This window comes from Vibrio neonatus, assembly GCF_024346975.1.
Classification (GTDB): Bacteria; Pseudomonadota; Gammaproteobacteria; order Enterobacterales; family Vibrionaceae; genus Vibrio; species Vibrio neonatus.
This window is the reverse complement of record NZ_AP024885.1, coordinates 2,603,324-2,624,273: the sequence shown is the minus strand read 5'-3', so window position 1 is coordinate 2,624,273 and position 20,950 is coordinate 2,603,324. Positions and strand designations below refer to the sequence as shown.

The 20,950-nt window shown below is 45.6% G+C and carries 9 protein-coding genes, 7 tRNA genes and 6 rRNA genes; 17 read left to right on the top strand and 5 right to left on the bottom strand.

Going from position 1 to position 20,950, the window contains the following annotated elements:
* Nucleotides 1-29: 29 nt before the first annotated feature.
* Nucleotides 30-1,139, bottom strand: coding sequence for a tRNA (uridine(54)-C5)-methyltransferase TrmA (gene trmA, locus OCU38_RS12195; RefSeq protein WP_261823236.1), 1,110 nt, complete (start codon nt 1,137-1,139; stop codon nt 30-32).
* A 217-nt stretch (nt 1,140-1,356) separates the two neighbouring features.
* Between trmA and murI the strand changes: the two genes are divergently transcribed.
* A complete protein-coding gene (gene murI / locus OCU38_RS12190) occupies nt 1,357-2,154 on the top strand; it encodes a glutamate racemase (RefSeq protein WP_261823235.1) in 798 nt (265 codons plus the stop codon).
* Here the strand turns inward: murI and OCU38_RS12185 are convergent.
* A complete protein-coding gene (locus OCU38_RS12185) occupies nt 2,126-2,596 on the bottom strand; it encodes an RNA recognition motif domain-containing protein (RefSeq protein WP_261823234.1) in 471 nt (156 codons plus the stop codon). The two genes, murI and OCU38_RS12185, sit on opposite strands and share 29 nt — an antisense overlap.
* A gap of 610 nt (nt 2,597-3,206) precedes the next feature.
* Here OCU38_RS12185 and OCU38_RS12180 point away from each other — a divergent pair.
* The 14 genes from OCU38_RS12180 (at nt 3,207) to OCU38_RS12115 (ending at nt 15,838) form a co-directional block, all read left to right on the top strand.
* Nucleotides 3,207-4,759, top strand: a 16S ribosomal RNA gene (locus OCU38_RS12180).
* Between the two features lie 127 nt (nt 4,760-4,886).
* Nucleotides 4,887-4,962 (top strand) — tRNA-Glu (locus OCU38_RS12175).
* Nucleotides 4,963-4,964: 2 nt separating this feature from the next.
* Nucleotides 4,965-5,040 (top strand) — tRNA-Lys (locus OCU38_RS12170).
* A 64-nt stretch (nt 5,041-5,104) separates the two neighbouring features.
* A tRNA-Val gene (locus OCU38_RS12165) sits at nt 5,105-5,180 on the top strand.
* A 351-nt stretch (nt 5,181-5,531) separates the two neighbouring features.
* Nucleotides 5,532-8,419: ribosomal RNA gene (locus OCU38_RS12160) — 23S ribosomal RNA — on the top strand.
* A 125-nt stretch (nt 8,420-8,544) separates the two neighbouring features.
* Nucleotides 8,545-8,660 (top strand): 5S ribosomal RNA (rrf, locus tag OCU38_RS12155).
* Nucleotides 8,661-9,020: 360 nt separating this feature from the next.
* Nucleotides 9,021-10,573, top strand: a 16S ribosomal RNA gene (locus tag OCU38_RS12150).
* 99 nt (nt 10,574-10,672) lie between these two features.
* Nucleotides 10,673-10,749, top strand: a tRNA-Ile gene (locus OCU38_RS12145).
* 88 nt (nt 10,750-10,837) lie between these two features.
* Nucleotides 10,838-10,913: transfer RNA gene (locus OCU38_RS12140), tRNA-Ala, on the top strand.
* A 347-nt stretch (nt 10,914-11,260) separates the two neighbouring features.
* Nucleotides 11,261-14,148 (top strand): 23S ribosomal RNA (locus OCU38_RS12135).
* A 124-nt stretch (nt 14,149-14,272) separates the two neighbouring features.
* A 5S ribosomal RNA gene (gene rrf / locus OCU38_RS12130) occupies nt 14,273-14,388 on the top strand.
* Together the 16S, 23S and 5S rRNA genes with 7 tRNA genes alongside form the textbook arrangement of a ribosomal RNA operon.
* A 60-nt stretch (nt 14,389-14,448) precedes the next feature.
* Nucleotides 14,449-14,525: transfer RNA gene (locus OCU38_RS12125), tRNA-Asp, on the top strand.
* Between the two features lie 78 nt (nt 14,526-14,603).
* Nucleotides 14,604-14,680 (top strand) — tRNA-Trp (locus tag OCU38_RS12120).
* 134 nt (nt 14,681-14,814) lie between these two features.
* Nucleotides 14,815-15,838, top strand: a protein-coding gene (locus OCU38_RS12115) for an IS630 family transposase (protein ID WP_261823233.1) whose coding sequence is annotated in 2 segments (ribosomal slippage) — nt 14,815-15,269 and nt 15,268-15,838 — 1,026 coding nt in all. Because the reading frame shifts where the segments join, the coding sequence is not laid out codon by codon here.
* Between the two features lie 71 nt (nt 15,839-15,909).
* Here OCU38_RS12115 and pssA read toward each other — a convergent pair.
* Nucleotides 15,910-17,250, bottom strand: coding sequence for a CDP-diacylglycerol--serine O-phosphatidyltransferase (gene pssA, locus OCU38_RS12110; RefSeq protein WP_261823232.1), 1,341 nt, complete (start codon nt 17,248-17,250; stop codon nt 15,910-15,912).
* Nucleotides 17,251-17,353: 103 nt separating this feature from the next.
* Nucleotides 17,354-17,779 carry a GNAT family N-acetyltransferase gene (locus OCU38_RS12105; RefSeq protein WP_261823231.1) on the bottom strand — a complete coding sequence of 142 codons (426 nt, stop codon included), beginning with the start codon at nt 17,777-17,779 and terminating at the stop codon, nt 17,354-17,356.
* A gap of 97 nt (nt 17,780-17,876) precedes the next feature.
* Between OCU38_RS12105 and murB the strand changes: the two genes are divergently transcribed.
* Complete coding sequence (gene murB, locus OCU38_RS12100; protein WP_261823230.1) at nt 17,877-18,938, top strand: UDP-N-acetylmuramate dehydrogenase; 1,062 nt, start codon at nt 17,877-17,879, stop codon at nt 18,936-18,938.
* Nucleotides 18,925-19,884, top strand: a complete 960-nt coding sequence (gene birA / locus OCU38_RS12095; RefSeq protein ID WP_261823229.1) for a bifunctional biotin--[acetyl-CoA-carboxylase] ligase/biotin operon repressor BirA — start codon at nt 18,925-18,927, stop codon at nt 19,882-19,884. Before murB ends, birA begins: the two co-directional genes overlap by 14 nt.
* On the opposite strand, the gene coaA is transcribed toward birA, so the two are convergent.
* Nucleotides 19,873-20,796 (bottom strand): type I pantothenate kinase, encoded by a 924-nt coding sequence (gene coaA, locus OCU38_RS12090; protein WP_261823228.1) that lies wholly within the window; start codon nt 20,794-20,796, stop codon nt 19,873-19,875. The two genes, birA and coaA, sit on opposite strands and share 12 nt — an antisense overlap.
* Nucleotides 20,797-20,950 lie beyond the last annotated feature (154 nt).

Sequence of the window (20,950 nt, the reverse complement as noted above, 5' to 3'; positions counted from 1 at the left end):
TTATCTACTTAGCCTTACTACTTAATCTATTAGGCTTTGCGCTCTAAAAATATGCCCATTTCCATATGATGAGTATATGGGAACTGATCAAATAACGCATAACGAGTGATGTTATGTGTCTCACCTAAGATTTCTAAATTATCTTTTAGCGTTTCAGGGTTACAAGAGATATAGAGGATACGCTCATAACCTTGAACCATTCTGCAAGTGCCTTCGTCCATACCTGAGCGTGGCGGATCAACAAAAATTGTGTTGCAGTCATAACTCTTGAGATCAACATTGGCTTGTTTTAGACGGCGGAATTCACGTTTGCCTTCCATTGCATCGGTAAAGTCTTCAGCTGACATGCGAATAATCTGTACATTATCAATCTCATTTGCGCGAATATTGAATTGTGCAGAATCAACTGATGGTTTAGCCAGTTCAGTCGCAAGTACGCGATTGAAGTTCTGCGCCAGCGCTAATGAGAAATTACCGTTGCCACAGTAAAGCTCTAATAAGTCACCGCTCGAATCTTTAGTACAGTCTACCGCCCATTCCAGCATTTTCTCTGCCACATGACCGTTTGGCTGGGTGAAACTATTTTCTACTTGCTGGTAGGTATAAGTTTTACCAAATACATTCAGCTTCTCGATAACATAGTCTCTGTCTAAGACAATCTTCATCTTTCTGGCGCGACCAATAAGATTTAAATTAAAGCCTTCATCATTAAGTCGCTGTTTCAGTGCTTTGGCATGTTGTTGCCATTCTTCATCAAGTTGCTTGTGGTAAAGCAAAGACACTAAAATCTCGCCACTTAGAGTAGAAAGAAAATCCACTTGGAAAAGCTTGTGGCGGAGTATGTCGTGTTCTTTGACGGCTTCTATTAATAGAGGCATCAAATCATTTATTAAGCGACTCGCGACAGGAAATTGGTCAACACGATATTTCTCACGTGTCTCTTGATTAAACATCACGTAGTACAGGTCTTCACCTTCGTGCCACACGCGGAACTCTGCACGCATTCGATAATGATCCTCATCAGAAGTAAATACTTCTAATGCGGGCATCGTATATTCGCTAAACATCTCTTGTAGACGTACTGTTTTATCATCGAGTTGTAGCTGATAAGACTCAGAGTTTACATTTGGGTTGGCCATTCACTTTTCCTGAATTGAAACAAGAGGCGCAGATTCTATACTCATCGGCATTGAGAGTATAGATTGTGTGCATGAGTTATTTTGATGTATATAACAGCTTACGTATAAAACTACGCTTATATTTTATTTTAATACAATGATTGATGGCTTAACTATGCGGTGTATTTTGCTAAAGTAGCTAACCACAACATTTGTTCAAACCTTATTAAGAGTGCCAATGTCTGAAACTAGAATCTTGATGTTTGACTCAGGGGTAGGTGGCATTTCGGTATTTAAAGATATCAAGGCTAGACTACCTTGGGTCAGCTGTACTTACGCATTTGATAATGAAGCCTATCCGTATGGGGAATTAGAGCCCAATCAATTGATACGACGTGTCGAATCCTATGTGAAGCACTTTGTAGAAACCCAAAACATTGCTTTGGTTGTGATTGCGTGCAATACCGCAAGCACCATAGTTTTAACCAAGTTAAGAGAAAAAATCACTATTCCTATTGTTGGAGTGGTTCCTGCAATCAAACCCGCATCTCAAAGATCAAGCAAAGGTGTGGGTCTTATTGCAACGCCAGCAACAGTGACCCGAGAGTATACGCATGAACTGATTCGACATTTTGCTTATGGTAAAGATGTCGTCATGTTAGGCACAACAAAATTAGTCGATATGGCTGAGCAAAAGCTGCGTGGTGTGCCGGTAGATCTCGATAGTTTAGAAAAAGTGCTACGACCCTTAAAAGGCTCAGTCGATGTTGCTGTACTTGGCTGTACACATTTCCCTCTATTAAGAGATGAGATATACCAAGTATTGGGAGAGGGGGTAGTACTTATCGATTCTGGAGATGCAATATCAAGAAGAGTTGAATTTCTACTACAAGATCGTTGCCTTTCCGGTAGTAGAAATGAAGTAAGCTATGATGTGTATTGCAGCACCGAACCTCATCACAAGTCGGCGCTACAATTATCATTTACTGAGTTAGGGTTTTCAGAGATTAAGATTCAGCCTCTGAAGGATGCTTAGGTTCATTGGCAATACGAACTTTGATCGTTCTTTGCATGTACTCATATTCATTGAGCTTAGCGATCATTGAGTCGGCATCATCATGCCCAACTTCAACAAAACCAAATCCACGGCGCTTTCCTGTTCGTTTGTCTTTCATCAAACGAACACTATAAACAGTGCCGTATTCCTCAAAAAGCTCCTTTACGTGAGATTCGCTCGCTTTATAAGAAAGGTTGCCAACGTATAAAGTAGTATTTTCAGTATTAGTCGTCGTTGTTACCTGCGCAGAAGAGGTAGGTTTAGAAGTGGTACTTGAAGCAGGCTTCTGCCACAAGATTAACGCAGTTACTACGACACCTATACCGAAAGCAATACTAGAGTCGATAGATAGGAAGGACACAAGTGCTGAGCCAGCTATTGCAAGGATGAAGACAATCAATAAAGATTTGTTTGAGTTCATAATTCTTTTATCACTATATATGGGTGAATTGATGGGTGTGAAATTCATTAACAAAACAGACACATAGATATTACGCATGCCACAATAATTTTTCCAATTTTATCCTCTAATAGTGTCTAATTTCGTCAAGTTGTGGCGGATTGTTTATTTTATAGTCATTTGAAATAAATCTTTAAAAAACCTCTTGCCAACGTGACGCAGATCTCTATAATGCGCCCCACTGACACGGCAACAGCGACAACGCTTCGCAGTGTTTCAGTAGGCTAAATTGCTGAATCATTTGAGTTTAACTTCTCTTAGAAAATAAATTCAAAAAAGTGTTTGACACTGAGATTCAAAAAGCTAGAATAGCCGTCCACTTGAGAGGCAAGCCTCAATAGTGTGCTCTTTAACAATTTAAACCTATCAATCTGTGTGGGCACTCGTTGATGATAATCGAAAAGATTTATCAATGAACTGAGTGACCAATTTGATACTTCGGTATCGAGCACAGTCAATTCATTATCGTTCTGTTGGAACGATAATAGCTTTAAAATTACTTCTTACTTTCGAGTAAGGAACAGTTTTGAAGTCAGTATTCATTGAGCCGTTCTTAGGAACAAAAAAACTTTAATTGAAGAGTTTGATCATGGCTCAGATTGAACGCTGGCGGCAGGCCTAACACATGCAAGTCGAGCGGAAACGACAACATTGACCCTTCGGGTGATTTGTTGGGCGTCGAGCGGCGGACGGGTGAGTAATGCCTGGGAAATTGCCCTGATGTGGGGGATAACTATTGGAAACGATAGCTAATACCGCATAACGTCTACGGACCAAAGAGGGGGACCTTCGGGCCTCTCGCTTCAGGATATGCCCAGGTGGGATTAGCTAGTTGGTGAGGTAATGGCTCACCAAGGCGACGATCCCTAGCTGGTCTGAGAGGATGATCAGCCACACTGGAACTGAGACACGGTCCAGACTCCTACGGGAGGCAGCAGTGGGGAATATTGCACAATGGGCGCAAGCCTGATGCAGCCATGCCGCGTGTATGAAGAAGGCCTTCGGGTTGTAAAGTACTTTCAGTCGTGAGGAAGGCAATATAGTTAATAGCTGTATTGTTTGACGTTAGCGACAGAAGAAGCACCGGCTAACTCCGTGCCAGCAGCCGCGGTAATACGGAGGGTGCGAGCGTTAATCGGAATTACTGGGCGTAAAGCGCATGCAGGTGGTTTGTTAAGTCAGATGTGAAAGCCCGGGGCTCAACCTCGGAACCGCATTTGAAACTGGCAGGCTAGAGTACTGTAGAGGGGGGTAGAATTTCAGGTGTAGCGGTGAAATGCGTAGAGATCTGAAGGAATACCAGTGGCGAAGGCGGCCCCCTGGACAGATACTGACACTCAGATGCGAAAGCGTGGGGAGCAAACAGGATTAGATACCCTGGTAGTCCACGCCGTAAACGATGTCTACTTGGAGGTTGTGGCCTTGAGCCGTGGCTTTCGGAGCTAACGCGTTAAGTAGACCGCCTGGGGAGTACGGTCGCAAGATTAAAACTCAAATGAATTGACGGGGGCCCGCACAAGCGGTGGAGCATGTGGTTTAATTCGATGCAACGCGAAGAACCTTACCTACTCTTGACATCCAGAGAACTTTTCAGAGATGAATTGGTGCCTTCGGGAACTCTGAGACAGGTGCTGCATGGCTGTCGTCAGCTCGTGTTGTGAAATGTTGGGTTAAGTCCCGCAACGAGCGCAACCCTTATCCTTGTTTGCCAGCACGTAATGGTGGGAACTCCAGGGAGACTGCCGGTGATAAACCGGAGGAAGGTGGGGACGACGTCAAGTCATCATGGCCCTTACGAGTAGGGCTACACACGTGCTACAATGGCGCATACAGAGGGCGGCCAACCAGCGATGGTGAGCGAATCCCAAAAAGTGCGTCGTAGTCCGGATTGGAGTCTGCAACTCGACTCCATGAAGTCGGAATCGCTAGTAATCGTAGATCAGAATGCTACGGTGAATACGTTCCCGGGCCTTGTACACACCGCCCGTCACACCATGGGAGTGGGCTGCAAAAGAAGTGGGTAGTTTAACCTTCGGGAGGACGCTCACCACTTTGTGGTTCATGACTGGGGTGAAGTCGTAACAAGGTAGCCCTAGGGGAACCTGGGGCTGGATCACCTCCTTATACGATGATTATTCACGATGAGTGTCCACACAGATTGATATGGTTTAGAAAGTAAAGAGATTCGAGATGTCCCCCAAGACATCTCAACAGTTTGTTTTCACTTTTTAAAAGTGAAAGTAAACCTAGTGTCCCGTTCGTCTAGAGGCCTAGGACACCGCCCTTTCACGGCGGTAACAGGGGTTCGACTCCCCTACGGGATACCATTGGGTCGTTAGCTCAGCTGGTAGAGCAGTTGACTTTTAATCAATTGGTCGCAGGTTCGAATCCTGCACGACCCACCATTTCCTTCCACAGGGAAGCTGTTTGATTTCACTTTTTAAAGTGAAAGTAAGTGGCAAATAATGTGGGCGATTAGCTCAGTTGGGAGAGCACCTCCCTTACAAGGAGGGGGTCACTGGTTCGAGCCCAGTATCGCCCACCATCTTTAAGCATACTTCTCTTAGAAATAGAGAGGTGAGTGTGTTTAAAAATGGTTCAATTATTTGAATCTCGTTCTTTAACAATTTGGAAAGCTGACGATAAGTAATTGATTTATTACTTATCAAATTTAAAAGTTCTCAAATCCTAGTGATTCTTTTTAAATAAAGAGTTGTTAGGTACCAACACACATTCAAGTGTTCTTGGGAATGTATTCTTGCCAGAATGCATTCAAATTTGAGTCCGGCAAAATCGAATGTTATCTCGCTCATAATAAAGAGATAACGCACCTTGGAAACGTCATACTACGTTGTAGCAAACGTATTGCGTTAAGCAAGACCCTTTGGGGTTGTATGGTTAAGTGACTAAGCGTACACGGTGGATGCCTTGGCAGTCAGAGGCGATGAAAGACGTAATAACTTGCGATAAGCCCAGATTAGGTAGTAATAACCATTTGAGTCTGGGATTTCTGAATGGGGAAACCCACGTACATAAGTACGTATCATTAACTGAATACATAGGTTAATGAGGCAAACCCGGGGAACTGAAACATCTAAGTACCCGGAGGAAGAGAAATCAACCGAGATTCCGAAAGTAGCGGCGAGCGAAATTGGATTAGCCCTTAAGCTTTTAATAACACAGACGAAGGCTCTGGAAAGTGCCGCAATAAAGGGTGATAGCCCCGTAGTCGACATGTCGTTTTAAGTGAAATCGAGTAAGGCGGGACACGTGATATCCTGTTTGAACATGGGGGGACCATCCTCCAAGGCTAAATACTACTGACTGACCGATAGTGAACCAGTACCGTGAGGGAAAGGCGAAAAGAACCCCTGTGAGGGGAGTGAAATAGAACCTGAAACCGTGTACGTACAAGCAGTAGGAGCTCTTCGAGAGTGACTGCGTACCTTTTGTATAATGGGTCAGCGACTTAATTTTAGTAGCAAGGTTAACCGAATAGGGGAGCCGTAGGGAAACCGAGTCTTAACTGGGCGTCGAGTTGCTAGAATTAGACCCGAAACCAGGTGATCTAGCCATGGGCAGGTTGAAGGTTGAGTAACATCAACTGGAGGACCGAACCGACTAATGTTGAAAAATTAGCGGATGACTTGTGGCTAGGGGTGAAAGGCCAATCAAACCTGGAGATAGCTGGTTCTCCCCGAAAGCTATTTAGGTAGCGCCTCGGACGAATACCAATGGGGGTAGAGCACTGTTAAGGCTAGGGGGTCATCCCGACTTACCAACCCTTTGCAAACTCCGAATACCATTGAGTACTATCCGGGAGACACACGGCGGGTGCTAACGTCCGTCGTGGAGAGGGAAACAACCCAGACCGCCAGCTAAGGTCCCAAAGTATAGCTAAGTGGGAAACGATGTGGGAAGGCTTAGACAGCCAGGATGTTGGCTTAGAAGCAGCCATCATTTAAAGAAAGCGTAATAGCTCACTGGTCGAGTCGGCCTGCGCGGAAGATGTAACGGGGCTAAGCTATACACCGAAGCTGCGGCTGCACACTTTGTGTGCGGGGTAGGGGAGCGTTCTGTAAGCCGTTGAAGGTGGTCTGTAAGGGCTGCTGGAGGTATCAGAAGTGCGAATGCTGACATGAGTAACGATAATGGGGGTGAAAAACCCCCACGCCGGAAGACCAAGGGTTCCTGTCCAACGTTAATCGGGGCAGGGTAAGTCGACCCCTAAGGCGAGGCCGAAAGGCGTAGTCGATGGGAAACGGGTTAATATTCCCGTACTTCTTATAATTGCGATGGGGGGACGGAGAAGGCTAGGTGGGCCTGGCGATGGTTGTCCAGGTTCAAGTATGTAGGCGGAAAGTTTAGGTAAATCCGGACTTTCTTAACGCTGAGATACGATGTCGAGCTGCTACGTGCAGTGAAGTCATTGATGCCATGCTTCCAGGAAAAGCCTCTAAGCTTCAGATTATAAGGAATCGTACTCCAAACCGACACAGGTGGTCGGGTAGAGAATACCAAGGCGCTTGAGAGAACTCGGGTGAAGGAACTAGGCAAAATGGTACCGTAACTTCGGGAGAAGGTACGCTCTTGGCGGTGAAGTCCCTTGCGGATGGAGCTACTAGGAGTCGCAGATACCAGGTGGCTGCAACTGTTTATTAAAAACACAGCACTGTGCAAAATCGTAAGATGACGTATACGGTGTGACGCCTGCCCGGTGCCGGAAGGTTAATTGATGGGGTTAGACTTAGGTCGAAGCTCTTGATCGAAGCCCCGGTAAACGGCGGCCGTAACTATAACGGTCCTAAGGTAGCGAAATTCCTTGTCGGGTAAGTTCCGACCTGCACGAATGGCGTAATGATGGCCACGCTGTCTCCACCCGAGACTCAGTGAAATTGAAATCGCTGTGAAGATGCAGTGTACCCGCGGCTAGACGGAAAGACCCCGTGAACCTTTACTACAGCTTGGCACTGAACATTGACCCTACATGTGTAGGATAGGTGGGAGCCTTTGAAACAAGCACGCCAGTGTTTGTGGAGGCAATCTTGAAATACCACCCTTGTATGCTTGATGTTCTAACGTAGGTCCCTAATCGGGATTGCGGACAGTGCCTGGTGGGTAGTTTGACTGGGGCGGTCTCCTCCCAAAGAGTAACGGAGGAGCACGAAGGTGGGCTAAACACGGTTGGACATCGTGTGGTTAGTGCAATGGCATAAGCCCGCTTGACTGCGAGAATGACAATTCGAGCAGGTGCGAAAGCAGGTCATAGTGATCCGGTGGTTCTGAATGGAAGGGCCATCGCTCAACGGATAAAAGGTACTCCGGGGATAACAGGCTGATACCGCCCAAGAGTTCATATCGACGGCGGTGTTTGGCACCTCGATGTCGGCTCATCACATCCTGGGGCTGAAGTCGGTCCCAAGGGTATGGCTGTTCGCCATTTAAAGTGGTACGCGAGCTGGGTTTAGAACGTCGTGAGACAGTTCGGTCCCTATCTGCCGTGGGCGTTGGAAGATTGAAGGGGGCTGCTCCTAGTACGAGAGGACCGGAGTGGACGAACCTCTGGTGTTCGGGTTGTCATGCCAATGGCATTGCCCGGTAGCTAAGTTCGGAATCGATAAGCGCTGAAAGCATCTAAGCGCGAAGCGAGCCCTGAGATGAGTCTTCCCTGGCACTTTAAGTGTCCTAAAGGGTTGTTCGAGACTAGAACGTTGATAGGCAGGGTGTGTAAGTGCTGTGAGGCATTGAGCTAACCTGTACTAATTGCCCGTGAGGCTTAACCATACAACACCCAAGGGGTTTTGTGGACTCGAAGTAAGAACTTTGAATGTGTGACAGAGACTTTTAAATACAGTTTTCCGAATTATTTACCTCTAGCTTGTTAAAAGCTGGAAGTAAAAAAGAATTTGCTTGGCGACCATAGCATTGTGGACCCACCTGATTCCATGCCGAACTCAGAAGTGAAACACAATAGCGCCGATGGTAGTGTGGGGCTTCCCCATGTGAGAGTAGGACATCGCCAGGCTTTAATTTCTACTTCTTTCTGATTGAAAGAAGTTACCATAAGGTTTTGAATTTAATTCAGAATTTTATGTTGACTTTCAAAGTAGAAAGCGTAATATACGCCTCCTGCTCACGTGTTACGACACGGAAAGCAACGCTCTTTAACAATTTAAACCTATCAATCTGTGTGGGCACTCGTTGATGATAATCGAAAAGATTTATCAATGAACTGAGTGACCAATACAATGATTTTTAATCATTGGCACAGTCAATTCATTATCGTTCTGTTGGAACGATAATAGCTTTAAAATTACATTAGTAGTTTTGAAGTCAGTATTCATTGAGCCGGTCGCCTTTACTTTAAGAGCGGCCAAAAAAACTTTAATTGAAGAGTTTGATCATGGCTCAGATTGAACGCTGGCGGCAGGCCTAACACATGCAAGTCGAGCGGAAACGAGTTATCTGAACCTTCGGGGAACGATAACGGCGTCGAGCGGCGGACGGGTGAGTAATGCCTGGGAAATTGCCCTGATGTGGGGGATAACTATTGGAAACGATAGCTAATACCGCATAACGTCTACGGACCAAAGAGGGGGACCTTCGGGCCTCTCGCTTCAGGATATGCCCAGGTGGGATTAGCTAGTTGGTGAGGTAATGGCTCACCAAGGCGACGATCCCTAGCTGGTCTGAGAGGATGATCAGCCACACTGGAACTGAGACACGGTCCAGACTCCTACGGGAGGCAGCAGTGGGGAATATTGCACAATGGGCGCAAGCCTGATGCAGCCATGCCGCGTGTATGAAGAAGGCCTTCGGGTTGTAAAGTACTTTCAGTCGTGAGGAAGGCAGTATAGTTAATAGCTGTATTGTTTGACGTTAGCGACAGAAGAAGCACCGGCTAACTCCGTGCCAGCAGCCGCGGTAATACGGAGGGTGCGAGCGTTAATCGGAATTACTGGGCGTAAAGCGCATGCAGGTGGTTTGTTAAGTCAGATGTGAAAGCCCGGGGCTCAACCTCGGAACCGCATTTGAAACTGGCAGGCTAGAGTACTGTAGAGGGGGGTAGAATTTCAGGTGTAGCGGTGAAATGCGTAGAGATCTGAAGGAATACCAGTGGCGAAGGCGGCCCCCTGGACAGATACTGACACTCAGATGCGAAAGCGTGGGGAGCAAACAGGATTAGATACCCTGGTAGTCCACGCCGTAAACGATGTCTACTTGGAGGTTGTGGCCTTGAGCCGTGGCTTTCGGAGCTAACGCGTTAAGTAGACCGCCTGGGGAGTACGGTCGCAAGATTAAAACTCAAATGAATTGACGGGGGCCCGCACAAGCGGTGGAGCATGTGGTTTAATTCGATGCAACGCGAAGAACCTTACCTACTCTTGACATCCAGAGAACTTTTCAGAGATGAATTGGTGCCTTCGGGAACTCTGAGACAGGTGCTGCATGGCTGTCGTCAGCTCGTGTTGTGAAATGTTGGGTTAAGTCCCGCAACGAGCGCAACCCTTATCCTTGTTTGCCAGCACGTAATGGTGGGAACTCCAGGGAGACTGCCGGTGATAAACCGGAGGAAGGTGGGGACGACGTCAAGTCATCATGGCCCTTACGAGTAGGGCTACACACGTGCTACAATGGCGCATACAGAGGGCGGCCAACCAGCGATGGTGAGCGAATCCCAAAAAGTGCGTCGTAGTCCGGATTGGAGTCTGCAACTCGACTCCATGAAGTCGGAATCGCTAGTAATCGTAGATCAGAATGCTACGGTGAATACGTTCCCGGGCCTTGTACACACCGCCCGTCACACCATGGGAGTGGGCTGCAAAAGAAGTGGGTAGTTTAACCTTCGGGAGGACGCTCACCACTTTGTGGTTCATGACTGGGGTGAAGTCGTAACAAGGTAGCCCTAGGGGAACCTGGGGCTGGATCACCTCCTTATACGATGATTATTCACGATGAGTGTCCACACAGATTGATATGGTTTAGAAAGTAAGAGAGTATTTTACGAAACAACTTTTAGTTGTTTTGTGAAAAATTGGGTCTGTAGCTCAGCTGGTTAGAGCGCTCGCCTGATAAGCGGGAGGTCGGTGGTTCAAGTCCACTCAGACCCACCAATTTTTCCTTATACTGCGTTAGATTCTTCGTTGTGTACTGATGTACACGGCCTCACAATCTGCCTTGTCTAAGAAAAAATACCAAGATGGGGCTATAGCTCAGCTGGGAGAGCGCCTGCCTTGCACGCAGGAGGTCTGCGGTTCGATCCCGCATAGCTCCACCATCTTTAAGCGTATTTGCTTAAGTACTCTTAAAAATGGTTATATTCCTTTTAGGAAATAAACATGCTCTTTAACAATTTGGAAAGCTGACGATAAGTAATGTCCAGTTTTATACTGAGAAAGCATTATTTATCAAATTTAAAAGTTCTCAAATCCTAATAATTTATTGTTAGGTACCAACACACATTCAAGTGTTCTTGGGAATGTATTCTTGCCAGAATGCATTCAAATTTGAGTCCGGCAAAATCGAATGTTATCTCGCTCATAATAAAGAGATAACGCACCTTGGAAACGTCATACTACGTTGTAGCAAACGTATTGCGTTAAGCAAGACCCTTTGGGGTTGTATGGTTAAGTGACTAAGCGTACACGGTGGATGCCTTGGCAGTCAGAGGCGATGAAAGACGTAATAACTTGCGATAAGCCCAGATTAGGTAGTAATAACCATTTGAGTCTGGGATTTCTGAATGGGGAAACCCACGTACATAAGTACGTATCATTAACTGAATACATAGGTTAATGAGGCAAACCCGGGGAACTGAAACATCTAAGTACCCGGAGGAAGAGAAATCAACCGAGATTCCGAAAGTAGCGGCGAGCGAAATTGGATTAGCCCTTAAGCTTTTAATAACACAGACGAAGGCTCTGGAAAGTGCCGCAATAAAGGGTGATAGCCCCGTAGTCGACATGTCGTTTTAAGTGAAATCGAGTAAGGCGGGACACGTGATATCCTGTTTGAACATGGGGGGACCATCCTCCAAGGCTAAATACTACTGACTGACCGATAGTGAACCAGTACCGTGAGGGAAAGGCGAAAAGAACCCCTGTGAGGGGAGTGAAATAGAACCTGAAACCGTGTACGTACAAGCAGTAGGAGCTCTTCGAGAGTGACTGCGTACCTTTTGTATAATGGGTCAGCGACTTAATTTTAGTAGCAAGGTTAACCGAATAGGGGAGCCGTAGGGAAACCGAGTCTTAACTGGGCGTCGAGTTGCTAGAATTAGACCCGAAACCAGGTGATCTAGCCATGGGCAGGTTGAAGGTTGAGTAACATCAACTGGAGGACCGAACCGACTAATGTTGAAAAATTAGCGGATGACTTGTGGCTAGGGGTGAAAGGCCAATCAAACCTGGAGATAGCTGGTTCTCCCCGAAAGCTATTTAGGTAGCGCCTCGGACGAATACCAATGGGGGTAGAGCACTGTTAAGGCTAGGGGGTCATCCCGACTTACCAACCCTTTGCAAACTCCGAATACCATTGAGTACTATCCGGGAGACACACGGCGGGTGCTAACGTCCGTCGTGGAGAGGGAAACAACCCAGACCGCCAGCTAAGGTCCCAAAGTATAGCTAAGTGGGAAACGATGTGGGAAGGCTTAGACAGCCAGGATGTTGGCTTAGAAGCAGCCATCATTTAAAGAAAGCGTAATAGCTCACTGGTCGAGTCGGCCTGCGCGGAAGATGTAACGGGGCTAAGCTATACACCGAAGCTGCGGCTGCACACTTTGTGTGCGGGGTAGGGGAGCGTTCTGTAAGCCGTTGAAGGTGGTCTGTAAGGGCTGCTGGAGGTATCAGAAGTGCGAATGCTGACATGAGTAACGATAATGGGGGTGAAAAACCCCCACGCCGGAAGACCAAGGGTTCCTGTCCAACGTTAATCGGGGCAGGGTAAGTCGACCCCTAAGGCGAGGCCGAAAGGCGTAGTCGATGGGAAACGGGTTAATATTCCCGTACTTCTTATAATTGCGATGGGGGGACGGAGAAGGCTAGGTGGGCCTGGCGATGGTTGTCCAGGTTCAAGTATGTAGGCGGAAAGTTTAGGTAAATCCGGACTTTCTTAACGCTGAGATACGATGTCGAGCTGCTACGTGCAGTGAAGTCATTGATGCCATGCTTCCAGGAAAAGCCTCTAAGCTTCAGATTATAAGGAATCGTACTCCAAACCGACACAGGTGGTCGGGTAGAGAATACCAAGGCGCTTGAGAGAACTCGGGTGAAGGAACTAGGCAAAATGGTACCGTAACTTCGGGAGAAGGTACGCTCTTGGCGGTGAAGTCCCTTGCGGATGGAGCTACTAGGAGTCGCAGATACCAGGTGGCTGCAACTGTTTATTAAAAACACAGCACTGTGCAAAATCGTAAGATGACGTATACGGTGTGACGCCTGCCCGGTGCCGGAAGGTTAATTGATGGGGTTAGACTTAGGTCGAAGCTCTTGATCGAAGCCCCGGTAAACGGCGGCCGTAACTATAACGGTCCTAAGGTAGCGAAATTCCTTGTCGGGTAAGTTCCGACCTGCACGAATGGCGTAATGATGGCCACGCTGTCTCCACCCGAGACTCAGTGAAATTGAAATCGCTGTGAAGATGCAGTGTACCCGCGGCTAGACGGAAAGACCCCGTGAACCTTTACTACAGCTTGGCACTGAACATTGACCCTACATGTGTAGGATAGGTGGGAGCCTTTGAAACAAGCACGCCAGTGTTTGTGGAGGCAATCTTGAAATACCACCCTTGTATGCTTGATGTTCTAACGTAGGTCCCTAATCGGGATTGCGGACAGTGCCTGGTGGGTAGTTTGACTGGGGCGGTCTCCTCCCAAAGAGTAACGGAGGAGCACGAAGGTGGGCTAAACACGGTTGGACATCGTGTGGTTAGTGCAATGGCATAAGCCCGCTTGACTGCGAGAATGACAATTCGAGCAGGTGCGAAAGCAGGTCATAGTGATCCGGTGGTTCTGAATGGAAGGGCCATCGCTCAACGGATAAAAGGTACTCCGGGGATAACAGGCTGATACCGCCCAAGAGTTCATATCGACGGCGGTGTTTGGCACCTCGATGTCGGCTCATCACATCCTGGGGCTGAAGTCGGTCCCAAGGGTATGGCTGTTCGCCATTTAAAGTGGTACGCGAGCTGGGTTTAGAACGTCGTGAGACAGTTCGGTCCCTATCTGCCGTGGGCGTTGGAAGATTGAAGGGGGCTGCTCCTAGTACGAGAGGACCGGAGTGGACGAACCTCTGGTGTTCGGGTTGTCATGCCAATGGCATTGCCCGGTAGCTAAGTTCGGAATCGATAAGCGCTGAAAGCATCTAAGCGCGAAGCGAGCCCTGAGATGAGTCTTCCCTGGCACTTTAAGTGTCCTAAAGGGTTGTTCGAGACTAGAACGTTGATAGGCAGGGTGTGTAAGTGCTGCGAGGCATTGAGCTAACCTGTACTAATTGCCCGTGAGGCTTAACCATACAACACCCAAGGGGTTTTGTGGACTCGAAGAAAGAACTTTGAATGTGTGACATAACTTTTAAATAACAGTTTTCCGAATTATTTACCTCTAGCTTTTTAAAGCTGGAAGTAAAAAAGAATTTGCTTGGCGACCATAGCATTGTGGACCCACCTGATTCCATGCCGAACTCAGAAGTGAAACACAATAGCGCCGATGGTAGTGTGGGGCTTCCCCATGTGAGAGTAGGACATCGCCAGGCTTTAAATTACATCGAATTGAAGCATCCAGATAAGACTTCAATGAGATAACAAATTGGTGCGGAGTGGTAGTTCAGTTGGTTAGAATACCGGCCTGTCACGCCGGGGGTCGCGGGTTCGAGTCCCGTCCACTCCGCCACTTATTTTAGAGAACCTCGCTTTGCGGGGTTTTTCTGAATCTGAACCTTAATAAAAATTAGGTTTAGATCACAGTTTTAGGGGTGTAGCTCCAATTGGCAGAGCAGCGGATTCCAAATCCGCGTGTTGGGAGTTCGAATCTCTCCACCCCTGCCATAATTAAGGCCTTAGTCGAAAGACTGAGGCCTTTTTTTGTACCTATCAATTTGGTTTGAAAGCAATATATTCTGGCCAATAATACCAATTCCGTTAATTTTATGATCTAATAATGGACTCTTAAAGGAGTCCTTATGAAGCATGATTTTCCGAGTCTGATTAATTCCACATCCAACGCTCGACTTAGAATGCGTTATTTAGCCGTTTCTCATTTTGTTGACGGTAAAAGTCGCACTCAAATAGCTAAGTACCTTAAAGTTAGCAGAGTAAGCGTCAATAAATGGGTCAAAGCATATCTCGACAATGGTCTTGAAGGACTTCAAGAGAAACCACACACTGGTAGACCTCATCGCCTAACAGACGAGCAAAAATCACAACTCAAAGAGTATGTTATCGAATATGCCGTAAATGAGAGTGGCGGTCGCCTTCAAGCAAAAGACATTGGGCTCTATATAGAAAGCAATTTCAGTACATCATATAAAAAGTCGGCGCTCTATCAGTTATTACATGACATAGGCTTGAGTTGGATTACTACTCGTTCCAAACATCCTAAGCAGTCAGTTGAAGCTCAAGAAGCTTTTAAAAAAATTCCCAATCGAAACGATCCTTAAGATCCCTGGCCATGTCGCCTTAAAAGATGTTCAAATATGGTTTCAAGATGAGGCTAGATTTGGTCAACGCAATACAACAACGCGAATATGGGCAGAGAAAGGTACGCGTCCTAGAGTAGTACAACAACAGCAGTTTGAGTATGCATACCTTTTCGGAGCAGTATGTGTCACGACAGGAGAAGCTGAAGCGATAGTGGTTCCCCTGAGCAATATGGAAGCAATGAAAGAGCAACTCAGATTAATTTCTCAAGCCACACCAGATGGCAAGCATGCTGTTGTGATCATGGATCAAGCGAGTTGGCACCAGAGCTATCTTGCAGATGAATTTGAGAACCTTACCATCATTCATATCCCACCTTATTCTCCCGAACTTAACCCTATAGAACAGGTATGGAGTTGGCTGCGTCAAAATGAAGTAGCAAATAGGTGCTTCGAAAATTATGACGATATTGTAGAGACAATATGTAGAGCGTGGAATCGGTTTTGTGAAGATAAAAGCAGAGTCATCTCCCTCTGCTTTAGAGATTGGTTAAACTTGATAAGTTAATTAACGGAATTGGTATAAAAAGCCCTCATACAAAGATGAGGGCTGATAAATGAAAAGGTTGGTAGTAGAGACTACAGAAGCTGTTTAAGCACTCTGTCAGCCTTTATACGGGTGACTTTTCGTAATAGCTTTTGCACAGGTTCAGGATAGTGTTCAATCTTCTCTATGTGCTTATAGCTACCGATACGTTGGGTATCTTTAAGAATGTTCTCAAACTCTTGTTCAAACTGAGTAGTTAGATAACCATTAGGATCTCTAACCAATAGAGCGTTCTCTAAGTCCAGTTTCCAAGCTCTTGGGTTTAAGTTACTCCCAGTAATCAACATGTTCTTCTTATCGACCCACATGCCTTTCAGGTGGTAGCTGTTTGCTTGGTCTTTCCATAATAGGATGTCTAGCTTACGACATGCGATATTGGCTTCATTCGCTTTTAAGAAGCGACGCAGGTTCATCTCATATAGATAGGGTAGACCCCCTACAGTTTTAAATTCTTCTTCTGGATCGATAAAGAAATCATTGGCTGTTTTATCGCCGACGATAATCGAAATCTTAACACCGCGTCGCAATGCTTTTTTAAGCTCTCTAGCAACACTTTTTGGGAAGTTGAAGTAAGGTGTGCAAATTTGAATTTCTTCTTTGGCATCTTTGACCAGTTGTATGATCGCCATATTAAGAAGGTTTCTGCGTTTGCCTACACCAACAATCGGCGTAATGGCGATTTTATCTGCATCGATCTCCGCGCTTTCAAATTGATAGTTTGTTACCGCCAAACTTGCTCTAAGTTGGCGAATAGCTCCTTTCAATGACTTAGTCGACGGTCGTTGCTGCTGTGTTAAAGAGTTCACCGCAGGATTTTTAACGAGAGCATCAGTAATGTATGTAGCCATAGCATCGGCAATTGCTGGACTATAAATCTGATGGTATCGGTCGAAGCGGTATCGGTCTTGATGATGAAGGTAGATATTATTGATACTGGCGCCACTGTACAAAATGGTATCGTCGAAGATGAAGCCTTTTAGGTGGAGAACACCAAACACTTCTTTTCCTCGAACAGGTACACCATATACAGGTACAACATGTGAATGTGACTCAGCCATTCTGGTGTACATAGCGGCATTACCATCTGATGATTCTGCACCAATTAAACCGCGCTGGGCTCGATGCCAATCAACGCAGATTTGGATATCTAAACCAGGATTAGCTTGCTTTGCTTTGTAGATCTCACCAAAGACCTCTCGCCCAGCTTCATCGTCCTCAAGATATAAGGCTGCGATGTAGATACGCTTTTTGGCTGTTTTAATAAGCTTTAGTAGCTGTGCTTTGAACTCTTTTGCCGAATAAAGTGTTCTAAAGTCTTTTGGATCAACGGGAACTGCTTTTAGTCCATCGATGACATTCTTAGCTAAAACCATTATGAGTATTAGGTCCTATAAAGGGCTGATCTAGCCAACCATTTTATCAAATTTGAAGCTTGACTGCCTAGATGAATTGATAAAACAATTACCGATAAAGCACTTATCCGCAATATTGCATGATAATTAGTGGTTTTCCTGCCTGAGTGTAGCGCAAATATAGCTTTTGTAGGGTCGAAGGAAGCACTTCGAGATCTATGCATCTAAAACCGTGTGCACTATACATTGCTTGCAAATGTTGATAAGCAAAACAGTATACGCTGTCATTTAGGATATCCGTTTTACAGTGTTGCAATAGACGCGATGCAATGCCTTGCTGCCTTGCTTCAGGTATGACCATCATTCCAGTGAGCAACTGCCACTTATCGATAGTTCTAAATCTCACCACTCCAACAATACTAGAGTTGCTTTCAGCCACGAGAATTTGCTCTCCACCTTTGATTTTCGCGGACGGGTAATGAGACTTATAGAGCTTCTTTAAGATAGGGAGTCGAATAGGCTCCAAATATTTGATGGTTAGACTGTTCATTAATTAACTGCGCAAAGGACCTTGTTCCAGTATTATAAAGGCAAGCTGTCAATATTACCCTTTAGAAACCCTAATTGGGAATGGAACAATTAACACTATGATGCACGTTACCCCTCAAGCTGAACTGTCTTCCTACCATACCTTTTCAATTAAAGCCCACTGTGACTTTCTTGTAGAAGCAAACTCGCTAGACGATCTTATCCAAATATACACTCACGCCGAATGGAAAGATCTGCCTAAGTTACCTCTTGGTACGGGCAGTAATATGTTATTTACCGAACATTTCTCTGGTGTGGCTATTTTGAACCGTCTAAAGGGGAGAGAAGTAAAGGAAGATGAGCAACACTTCCTACTTGAAGTCGCTGCGGGAGAAGATTGGCCAAGCTTGGTTGAATGGGCTGTGGATAAAGGCATGTTTGGTTTAGAGAACTTAGCATTGATTCCCGGATGTGTAGGAACGGCTCCTATCCAAAATATTGGCGCTTATGGTATTGAGTTTAAAGATGTTTGTGATTTTGTCGAATATCTTGATTTAGAGTCATTAACCCTAAAACGCCTATCTGGTAGCGAGTGCCACTTTGCTTATAGAGACTCTATCTTTAAGCAGCAATTATCCGGCAAAGCCTTGATTACTAAGGTAGGGCTTAAACTCTCTAAAGTATGGACGCCGAAAACTGCCTATGGGGCTCTACAACAACTTATAGAAGGTGAGCCTTCTGCAAGAAAGATCTTTGATGCAGTTTGCCAAGTTCGTCGCTCTAAGCTTCCTGACCCTAAGGTGATGGGAAATGCGGGGAGCTTTTTCAAAAACCCCATCATTCCGACTGCGCAATTTACTGAGCTGAAGAAGCACTACCCTAATATCGTAGGTTATCCAGCAGGAGAGCAAATGAAGGTCGCTGCAGGTTGGCTCATCGATAATGCTGGATTGAAGGGTTATACCCATGGCGGGGCGCGCGTGCATGCTCAGCAAGCTTTAGTCATCGTTAATTTTAACCAAGCGGTCGCGGCGGATGTACTGGCGGTAGCATGGCATGTAAGAGAAACCATTCTTCAGAAATACCAAATTGAGTTAGAGCACGAAGTACGCTTTATGGGAAGTAAGCAAGAAACCAACTTAGTCAGCATATTTCAAGGTACAAGCAATGAAAGACTTTAGCTTTAAACTCAAGCTAATTGATGCGCTGAGCTCTGGAGTATTTCTCTCGGGTGAGCAATTGGGTGAGAAGTTTGGTGTATCGAGAGCGGCAATAGCTCGACATATAAAAACCATCCAAGATTTAGGTATTGATGTATATAGCGTGAAAGGCAAAGGCTATCGATTAGAGCAGCCTTTAGATTTACTTGATCAACAAGCATTACAACATCGTTTGAGTACACCAATTGAGGTGGTTCCCGTAATTGATTCGACGAATCAACATATGTTAGGTCAAGCTGATTTGCCGTCAGGCAGTGTATGTGTGGCGGAATATCAAACACAGGGTCGTGGACGTAGAGGGCGCGAGTGGGTTTCTCCGTTTGGCTCTAATATCTACTATTCAATGTACTGGCGCTTGGAAGCAGGTTTGCCTGCCGCTATGGGTATTAGTCTAGTGATTGGACTGGCTTTAGTGGATGCTCTTGAGCAATTGGGTGTCGAAGGTCTAAAGCTGAAATGGCCGAATGATGTGTACCACAATAACAAAAAGTTAGCTGGAATCTTAGTTGAGCTGTCAGGGCAGGCTGGAGATGCAGCAAACTTAGTGATTGGCATTGGTTTGAATGTGTCGATGCCTGAGCATGTCCAAGGCATCGATCAACCTTGGACTAGCGTCAAAGAAATTTCTACCGCTCAGCCGATTGCGCGTAATGACATAGTAGTCACTATGACAGAGACTCTGCGCAATGCGATTACCATCTATGAGCAAAAAGGATTGAAGCCTTTTTTGAGTCAGTGGAATCACTATGACAACTTCCTAGACCAACCTATTAAACTACTTATGGGTAATAGGCAGGTCGTTGGAGTATGTAAAGGAATCAACGAGCAAGGCGCTTTGTTACTCGATACAGGTACTGATATCGAATCCTTTATTGGTGGTGAAATATCAGTAAGATCAGCTTCTTAGAAGAATTTGATTCACTTTATGATCGAGCGCTTTTTTCAGAATAAGGTTCGCTCTCATTTTGGTTGGCAAAATGTTTGCAATGAGGTTTTTCCCATTAATCTCACACCAAATAGAATGAGCCTTAGCTACCGCTTCTTCTTTGGTAAGTTTGGTGTAATGACCAAAGTAAGAGTTAGTCTCTTTAAACGCGCCATAGCGGAACTTGAGAAAGCGATTAATATACCACTCTTCAATTAATGAACTGTCGGCATCTACATAGATAGAAAAGTCGAGAAAGTCTGATACAAACACTCGATGTGATTGATCAGGATAATCCATTCCCGATTGCAGAACATTAAGGCCTTCTAAAATTAGAATGTCAGGTCTATCTACCACCTCAACTTCATCGGTAATGTCGTAAGTAAGGTGAGAGTAAATCGGTGCTTTGACCTTTTCTTTACCCGCTTTTACGTCAGAGACAAAATCAACCAGCCTTTGAATATCATAGGATTCAGGAAAGCCTTTGCGATCCATGATGCCTTTATCTTGCAGCACCTTATTTGGATAGAGAAAACCGTCAGTAGTAATCAGTGCAACTTTCGGATGATCACCCCAACGAGAGAGTAGGGCTTGCATCACACGTGCTGTGGTGCTTTTACCCACAGCAACACTACCGGCAATTCCTACAATAAATGGGCTATGGCTATCTTCTCGATGCAGAAAAGTATCCAGTACTCTCTGGCGTCGTTGTTGCGAGCCTGCATGTAGGTTAATTAATCGAGACAAAGGAAGGTAGATCTCTTCCACTTCAGTGGTATCAAGGTTCTCATTGATACCACGTAGCTCTTCGATATCAGAATCATTTAACACCATAGGTACAGAAGCTTTTAGCTTAGACCATTGTTGTCGATTGAATTTCATATGTGGAGTCATCGGGATACTTCCTTTTGTGCGTCGCATCAACATACATGAAGAGATAAATATTTCAATTGTGACAAGGAAAAGGAGTGATGATTTAGCGGAAACATGATGAAAAATCAGCCTTGGCTCAATGTAAAAGCAAAAAGTATCATATTTTTGCATTTTC

Coding starts and splice junctions, on each gene's coding strand:
- pssA (WP_261823232.1), bottom strand. CDS start 17,250: ATGGTTTTAGCTAAGAATGTCATCGATGGACTAAAAGCAGTTCCCGTT.
- OCU38_RS12105 (WP_261823231.1), bottom strand. CDS start 17,779: ATGAACAGTCTAACCATCAAATATTTGGAGCCTATTCGACTCCCTATC.
- coaA (WP_261823228.1), bottom strand. CDS start 20,796: ATGACTCCACATATGAAATTCAATCGACAACAATGGTCTAAGCTAAAA.
- OCU38_RS12185 (WP_261823234.1), bottom strand. CDS start 2,596: ATGAACTCAAACAAATCTTTATTGATTGTCTTCATCCTTGCAATAGCT.
- trmA (WP_261823236.1), bottom strand. CDS start 1,139: ATGGCCAACCCAAATGTAAACTCTGAGTCTTATCAGCTACAACTCGAT.
- murB (WP_261823230.1), top strand. CDS start 17,877: ATGATGCACGTTACCCCTCAAGCTGAACTGTCTTCCTACCATACCTTT.
- murI (WP_261823235.1), top strand. CDS start 1,357: ATGTCTGAAACTAGAATCTTGATGTTTGACTCAGGGGTAGGTGGCATT.
- birA (WP_261823229.1), top strand. CDS start 18,925: ATGAAAGACTTTAGCTTTAAACTCAAGCTAATTGATGCGCTGAGCTCT.